The 7,700-nt window shown below is 73.9% G+C and carries 4 protein-coding genes; 2 read left to right on the forward strand and 2 right to left on the reverse strand.

Going from position 1 to position 7,700, the window contains the following annotated elements; translation table 11 throughout:
- Window positions 1–149: 149 nt before the first annotated feature.
- A complete protein-coding gene (gene scy / locus ACH4RG_RS09110) occupies window positions 150–4,043 on the reverse strand; it encodes a polarized growth protein Scy (protein ID WP_398539303.1) in 3,894 nt (1,297 codons plus the stop codon).
- A 201-nt stretch (window positions 4,044–4,244) separates the two neighbouring features.
- Window positions 4,245–4,673, reverse strand: coding sequence for a methylmalonyl-CoA epimerase (mce, locus tag ACH4RG_RS09115; protein ID WP_103511468.1), 429 nt, complete (start codon window positions 4,671–4,673; stop codon window positions 4,245–4,247).
- Window positions 4,674–4,848: 175 nt separating this feature from the next.
- On the opposite strand from mce, the gene ACH4RG_RS09120 reads away from it, so the two are divergent.
- Together ACH4RG_RS09120 and meaB are read left to right on the forward strand one after the other, a co-directional pair.
- Window positions 4,849–6,024, forward strand: a complete 1,176-nt coding sequence (locus ACH4RG_RS09120; protein WP_397928976.1) for an acetyl-CoA C-acetyltransferase — start codon at window positions 4,849–4,851, stop codon at window positions 6,022–6,024.
- 58 nt (window positions 6,025–6,082) lie between these two features.
- Window positions 6,083–7,051: a methylmalonyl Co-A mutase-associated GTPase MeaB gene (meaB, locus tag ACH4RG_RS09125; protein ID WP_397921271.1), complete on the forward strand. Its 969-nt coding sequence runs from the start codon at window positions 6,083–6,085 to the stop codon at window positions 7,049–7,051.
- Window positions 7,052–7,700: the final 649 nt, after the last annotated feature.

Raw genomic sequence — 7,700 nt, forward strand, 5'->3', positions numbered from 1 at the left:
GGGGAATCCTAGGGGCCATGGCGGCGTGTCAGCGTGAAGATGCCGGTTTGATCTGGAGAATGACACCCCTTTTGAGTGGCTGACCCCCGGAGTGCTTGCCACTCGAAGGTTTGAATGTCCATGACGAAGCACGGCACACCGCGGATCGGTCACCGCTCGGACGACTTGCCCCCCGACCGAGTGCCCGCCGCCGCCGGAGCCTTGGTGCCTCCCGCGGAACCGCCACCCGGTTTCCCGCCCCCGGTCGGAGCCTCGAAAGACTCCAACGCCTCCAGCACGTCCTGGACACGGGAGATCTCCGCATTGATGTCCTCCCGCCTGCGCACCAGGACGTCCAGCTCGCGCTTGCCCTCGTCGACCGTCTGCTTGGCCTCGGCCTCGGCGTCGGCGCGCAGCTTCTCCGCCTCGCGGATCAGCCCCGCCTTCTTCGCCTCGGCCTCCTTCAGCAACGACTCGGCCCGTTTCACCGCGGCGATACGGACCTTGCTCGCCTCCGAATTGGCCTCCGCCATCAGCTCCTTGGCCTTCGCCTCGGCCTCGTCGCGCTGCTCGGTCGCCGCCTTCATCAGGTTGTCGACACGCTCGCCGGCGGTCTTCATCTGCTCGGACGTCTCCCGACGGGCCCGCTCGTGCAGCTCCTCGATCTCGCTCTCCAGCCGGGCCCGCAGCTCCTCGGCCCGCTCCCGGATCGCCGTCGCGTCGCGCCGTGCGCCGACCAGCAGTTCGTCGGCGTCGGTGCGGGCGCGCTCGACCAGGGTGTTCCCCTCGACGGTCGCCTTCGAGGTGATGCGCACGGCTTCCTTGCGGGCCGCGCCGACCATCGTGTCGGCCTGCCCCTCGGCCTCGGTGGCCGTGCGCAGCGCCTCTTCCCGCGCCTTGTTGATGAGCTGGTCCGCCTGCTCGGCCGCGTCCGCCCGGCGCTTGGCCGCCGCCTCGCGGGCCTCGTCCAGCAGCCGGTCCGCCTCCTGGCGGGCCTCCGAGCGCATCTTCTCAGCCGCCGACTCCGCCTCCGCGCGCAGCCGTGCCGCCTCCTCGCGGGTGCGGGCCGCGTGCTCCTGCGCGGAGCCGAGCCGTTCCGCCGCCTCCGCGCGCAGCCGCTCGGCCTCGCCGGTCGCCTCGGCCAGCATCCGGTCCGCCTGCTCCGTGGACTCGGCCCGGCGGCGGTTGGCCTCCGTGGTGGCCTCGACGACGAGCTGCTCGGAGGCCTGGGCCGCCTCGTTGCGGACGCGTTCGCTCTCGTTGGCCGCCTCGGCCATCAGCCGGTCCGACTGGGCCGCCGCCTCCGAACGGATCCGGTTGGCGTCCTGCCGGGCCTCGGCACGGGCCTTCGACGCGTCCTGCTCCGCCGACGCCAGCGCGTCGGACGCCTCGGTGCGCATCCGCTGGCTGTACTCGGAGGTGTCCGCGCGCAGCCGCTCCGACTCGCCGATCGCGTCGGAGACCGTCCGCTCGGCCAGCGCCTTCGCGGCGTCGGTCTCCTCCTCGGCCTCCCGCCGGAGACGGGCCGCCTCCTCGTTCGCCTCGCGGCGCAGCCGGACCGCGTCCTCGGCGGCCCGCTCCCGCTCCGCGTGCGCGTCGGAGCGGACCCGGTCCGCCTCCTCCTGCGCCTCGCTCCGGGTGCGTTCCGCGACGTGCTCCGCCGTCGAGCGCAGCCCGGCGATCTCCTCCTCGGCCTGCTCCTGCAGACCGGCGACGGAGTCCCGTACCTGCTGGGCCGTCTGCTCGGCCGCCGTGACCAGCTCGGTCGCCCGGGTGTCCGCCTCCTCGACCAGCCGATGCGCCTCGGCCTGGGCCTCCTCGACCCGCTTGCGGGCGGAGGCGAGCAGTTCCTCGCTCTGCTCGCGGGCCCGCTCGCGCTCCTGCTCCGCCTCGGTCCTGGCCGCGCCGAGGATCTCCTCGGCCTCCCGGCGGCGGCGCGTGGCCTCCTCCTGGGCGGCGTTCAGCGCCTCGGCGGCCTCGGCCGCGACCCGCTCGGCGGCGGACGCGGCCTCCGCGCGCACCCGGTCGGCGCTCTCCTGCGCCTCGGACTTGAGCCGCTCCGCCTCGGCGGCCGCCTCACCGCGCAGCCGTACGGCGATGTTCTCGCCCTCGGCACGGGACTGGGCGGCGTCGGCCGCCGCCTCGTCGCGCAGCCGCTCGGCCTCCGCCCCGGCCTGCTCGGTCAGCGCCCGTACGCGCTCGGCGGCCTCGGCGCGCTGCCGCTCCGCCTCCTCGCTCGTCTCGCGGCGGATCCGCTCGGCCTCGGTCCGGGCCTCGCCGAGCGCCTCCTCGGCGGCGGCGAGCCGGGTCTCGGCCTCGGTGTGCAGCCGGGCCAGCTCCTCGGCGGCCTCGGCCTGCCGGGCGGCGACACCGCGCTCGGTCTCCTCGCGCAGCTCGGTCGCGGCCCGCTCGGCCGCCTCCGTGACGGCCGCCGCCTGTTCCTCGGCGTCGGCCCGCAGCTTGTCGGCCTCGGTCCGGGTACGCTCCAGCGTCTCCTCGGCCTGCCTGCGCAGGGTCGCGGCCCGCTCGGCGGCCTCGGTGCGGATGCGCTCGCTCTCACCGTTCGCCTTGGCGCGCAGCTCGTCCGCGTCGGAGCGGGCCTCGGTCAGCAGCTCCTCGGCGGTGCGGGCGCCCTCCTCCAGCTGCTGGACCGCCTCGCGGCGGGCCTCGCCCCGGATCCGCTCGCCCTCGGCGACCGCCTCGGAGCGCAGCGTCTCGGCCTCGCCGCGCAGCCGGCGGGCCTCCTCCTGGAGCTCGACCGTCTTGGCCCGGTACTCCTTGGTGTCGTCCTTCGCCGCGCCCTTGAGCTCGTCGGCCTGCTCGGCCGCCTCGCCGCGCAGCCGGTCCGCCTCGGCCTCGGCCTCGCGGCGGATCCGCTCGGCCTCCTCGCTCGCGGCCCTCGTCGTCGACTTCGCGTCCTCGGATGCCTTGGTCAGCACTTCCTCGGCGCTGCGGGCCGCCTTCGCCAACTGGGCGGCGGCGTCCTCGGCGGCCACCGTACGGGCCTTCTCGCCCGCCTCGGCGACCAGCCGCTCCGCTTCGGCGCGGGCGTCGACGAGCGCCTGCTCGGCCTCTTCCTTCAGCGCCTCGGTGTTCTTGGTGGCCTCGCCGACCAGCCGGGCGATCTCCGACTTGGCCGTACGGGTGCGCTGTTCGTTCTGCGACTCGGCGGCGGCCAACTGCCTGGCGGCGGCGTCCCTCGCCTCGGAGAGGAGCTTCTCGGCCTCCAGGCGGGACTCGCGCAGCCGGGTGTCGGCCTCCGAGAGGCGCTGCTCGGCGGACCGGTTCAGCTCGGCGGTCTGCTGGCGGGTCTGCTGGGTCTCCGCGGTCGTGCTGGAGCGCAACTGCTCCGCGTGGCTGGTGGCCTCCTGCGCCTGGGCGGAGGCGGCCCCGATGAGCCGCTCGGCGTCCTTGCGGGCGCGCAGCAGGATCGCTTCGGCCTCGGCCCTGGCGGTCTCGGTCTCGGAGCCGGTGCGCCGACGGGTCTCCTCCGCCAGCCGGGCGGCCTCGTCGCGGGCGGCGGCCAGCGCCTGCTCTGCCTCGGCGCGGGACTCCTCCAGCAGCCGACGGGCCTGCGACTCGGTGCGGGCGCGCAGCTGTTCGGCCCAGGCGACGTTCTCGTTGACGTGCGACTCGACGGTCTGGCGACGCTCCGCCAGCTCCTGGTCGAGCCGCTGCCTGCGCTGGACGGCCTCGGCGTGCAACTCGGCCTGCAGGCGCGCCTGGTGCTCGGCGTGCTCCTGGAGGATCCGCTGCGTCTGGGCACGTGCCTCGCGCAGCTCGCGCTCGGCGTCGCTGCGCATCTGCTCGGCCTGGGCCTGCGCGTTCCGCAGCATCTGCTCGGTCTGGTAGCCGATGTCCGCGCTGTCGTAGGCGGGACGGGTCGCGAGATTGCGCCGGGCCTCGTGCAGCTTGGCACGCAAGACCTCGACCTGGTAGCCGAGGTCCTCGGCGTGCTGGACGGCCTTCTCACGGTCGGTCTTCAGCCGGGCCATCTCGGCTTCGAACCGCGAGAGATGGTCGTCTTCAGCTCGGTGGCTCTCCTGGCGTTCGTAGCCCCGCACTGCGCGGTCCCATCCTTCCCGAGCTCTCAACTGTGTTCGAGCAGGGGAGACCCCAACCCTGGTCGGAACTCGCCACACGAAAACTGCTCGCCGGCGAGTTGTTCCCGGGGAATGGTGACAGACAAATGACGAGGACGCGGTACGGCCCCGACCCGGCCCCGGCCCGGAACCGCCCACTCTACCGGGCCGGGTATGCGGTGGTCAGTGCTCCGCCCGGCTCGTGACCAGTTCGGTCAGGACACCGTGGCAGTCCTTGGGGTGCAGGAACGTGATCCGGGACCCCATCGACCCGGTCCTGGGCTCGTCGTACAACACCCGGACGCCCTTCTCACGGATGTCCGCGGCGTCCCCGTCCACGTCCTCCGTACCGAAGGCGATGTGGTGCACGCCCTCGCCGTTCTTCGCCAGCCACTTGCCGACGGCCGAATCCTCCCGGGTGGGCTCCAGCAGCTGGAGGTACGAAGCGCCGCCGTCCGAGGTCTCGTTGATCTTGAGCATGGCCTCCCGGACCCCCTGCTCCTCGTTGATCTCGCTGTGGAACACCTCGAATCCGTACGTGGCACGGTAGAACTCCACCGTCTTGTCCAGGTCGAAACAGGCGATCCCGATGTGGTCGATACGCGTCAGCATGGATTCAGCATGGCCGCGCTCCGACGCTCCCGCCATGGTTACGCAACGTGCGCGCCGTCACACCGGTTGCCGGATGACGGGCGCGGCGCCTCTCAGTACATTCAGGTAAACCCTCGTTCACATCCGATCCCAAGGGGCCGTGCCCATGCCAGCAACGACCGGTACCACCACCTCAGTGATCGTCGCGGGCGCCCGGACGCCCATGGGCCGCCTCCTCGGCTCCCTCAAGAGCTTCTCCGGCGCCGACCTCGGCGGCTTCGCCATCAAGGCCGCCCTGGACCGGGCCGGTATCGGCGGCGACCAGGTCCAGTACGTGATCATGGGTCAGGTGCTCACGGCGGGCGCGGGCCAGATGCCCGCCCGGCAGGCCGCGGTCAAGGCCGGCATCCCGATGAACGTCCCCGCGCTCACCGTCAACAAGGTGTGTCTGTCCGGGCTCGACGCCATCGCGCTGGCCGACCAGCTCATCCGCGCCGGGGAGTTCGACGTGGTGGTCGCGGGCGGTCAGGAGTCCATGACCAACGCCCCGCACCTGCTCCCCAAGTCCCGTGAGGGCCACAAGTACGGCGCGATCGGGATGCTGGACTCGATGGCGCACGACGGTCTCACCGACGCGTACGAGAACATCCCGATGGGAGAGTCCACCGAGAAGCACAACAACCGCCTCGGTCTCGACCGCGCCGCCCAGGACGAGGTCGGCGCGCAGTCCCACCAGCGGGCCGCCGCCGCCCGGAAGAACGGTCTCTTCGAGGCCGAGATCACCCCGGTCGAGATCCCGCAGCGCAAGGGCGACCCGGTCCTCTTCGCCCAGGACGAGGGCATCCGCGCCGAGACGACGGTGGAGACCCTCGGCAAGCTGCGCCCGGCCTTCGCCAAGGACGGGACGATCACCGCCGGCACCTCGTCGCAGATCTCCGACGGCGCCGCCGCGGTCGTCGTGATGAGCAAGGCGAAGGCGGAGGAGCTGGGCCTCGACTGGATCGCCGAGATCGGCGCCCACGGAAACGTCGCGGGCCCCGACAACTCCCTCCAGTCCCAGCCCTCGAACGCCATCCGGCACGCCCTGAAGAAGGACGGCCTCGGCGTCGAGGACCTCGACCTGATCGAGATCAACGAGGCGTTCGCGGCCGTCGCCGTCCAGTCCATGAAGGACCTGGGCGTCACCTCGGACAAGGTCAACGTCAACGGCGGCGCCATCGCGCTCGGCCACCCCATCGGGATGTCCGGCGCCCGGATCGTCCTGCACCTGGCCCTGGAGCTGAAGCGGCGCGGCGGCGGCACCGGCGCGGCGGCGCTGTGCGGCGGCGGGGGTCAGGGCGACGCGCTGATCATCCGCGTCCCGGGGAAGTAGTACCCGTACGGATCCCGGGCCCGCACGGGCGCCGGGGCAGAGCGAGAGATACGGAGCGGTGAACGTGGACGTGGATGTCCCCACGCTGGTCGAGCAGGCGCGAGCAGGCAGGCCGCGTGCGGTGGCCCGGCTGATCTCGCTGGTGGAGGGGGCGTCCCCGCAGCTGCGGGAGGTGATGGCCGCGCTGGCGCCGCTGGCGGGCCACGCCTACGTCGTCGGGCTCACGGGCTCGCCGGGCGTCGGCAAGTCCACCTCCACCTCGGCCCTGGTCTCCGCCTACCGCCGGGCGGGCAAGCGGGTCGGCGTCCTTGCCGTCGACCCGTCCTCGCCGTTCTCCGGCGGGGCGCTGCTGGGCGACCGGATCCGGATGGCGGACCACGTCTCCGACCCGGGCGTCTACATCCGTTCGATGGCGACCCGGGGCCACCTGGGCGGCCTCGCCTGGTCCGCACCGCAGGCCATCCGGGTGCTGGACGCGGCGGGCTGTGACGTGGTCCTCGTCGAGACGGTCGGTGTCGGCCAGTCCGAGGTGGAGATCGCCTCCCAGGCCGACACCTCCGTCGTGCTGCTCGCCCCGGGGATGGGCGACGGCATCCAGGCGGCCAAGGCCGGGATCCTGGAGATCGGCGACGTCTACGTGGTCAACAAGGCGGACCGGGACGGCGCGGACGCCACCGCCCGCGAGCTGAACCACATGCTGGGCCTGGGGGAGGCCCGGGGCCCCGGCGACTGGCGCCCCCCGATCGTGAAGACGGTCGCCGCCCGGGGTCAGGGCACGGACGAGGTCGTCGAGGCCCTGGAGAAGCACCGGGCCTGGATGGAGGAGCACGGCGTCCTGGCCGAGCGCCGCACCGCCCGCGCCGCGCACGAGGTCGAGACGATCGCCGTCACGGCGCTCCGCGAGAGGATCGCCGACCTGCGCGGCGACCGCCGGCTGCACGCCCTGGCCGAGCGCATCGTGGCGGGGACCCTGGACCCGTACGCGGCGGCCGATGAGCTGGTGGCGGGGCTGACGGGGAGCTCCTGAGCACGGGCTGAAGGCCCCCGGGGACGGCGTGGGCCCCGCCCCGGGGGGCGTTCTCGCGTACGGGCCCGGCGCGCCCTCCGCCCCAGTCCTGGGGCGGAGGTGGCGCCCGGGGCCGCGCCCGGTCGTCGTGAGGCGACCGGGCGCCGTCCGAGGGTGCTGCTCGACCAGACTCAGCGGTCCGGGCGCATCGAGCCGAGCCATACCCGGGTGTCCCCGTTCGGCCCGCCTGAGACGGAGACCCGGTCCGTGTCGCGGAACTCGCACCTGTGATCCGCAGGTGCCACTGGGCATGTCGGTGTCCCCGGTGCCGCGGACGTACCGACCGTGGCCGACGACGACGGCCTGCCCGTCGGGGCGTCCGCCGGGAGCCGTTCCGCGGCGGGGCCCAACCCTTGCCGTGTGTGCGTATGCCGGGCCCGCGCGGCTCGGGAGCCACGGCGGTCCGCCGCCACCCCGTGAGCCCCCCGAATGCGGTCACGGCGATCTGCCGGGTCGGTTCCTCCGCGGTCTCCCCGTACAGGCGTGGGGGCGGGGGGGGGGGGGGGCCCCCCCCCCCCCCCGGGGGCCCCCGCCCCCCCCCCCCCCGGCGGGGGGGGGGGGGCCCCCCCCGCGCGGCCCCGCGCGACGACCGGGGGCAGAGAGGAGGAGC

The sequence above is a fragment of the Streptomyces sp. NPDC021019 genome (genome assembly GCF_044333295.1).
Taxonomy (GTDB): domain Bacteria; phylum Actinomycetota; class Actinomycetes; order Streptomycetales; family Streptomycetaceae; genus Streptomyces.

Bases quoted from the DNA above. Each gene is read 5' to 3' on its own strand.
- mce (WP_103511468.1), bottom strand. From the start codon at position 4,673: ATGCTGACGCGTATCGACCACATCGGGATCGCCTGTTTCGACCTGGAC.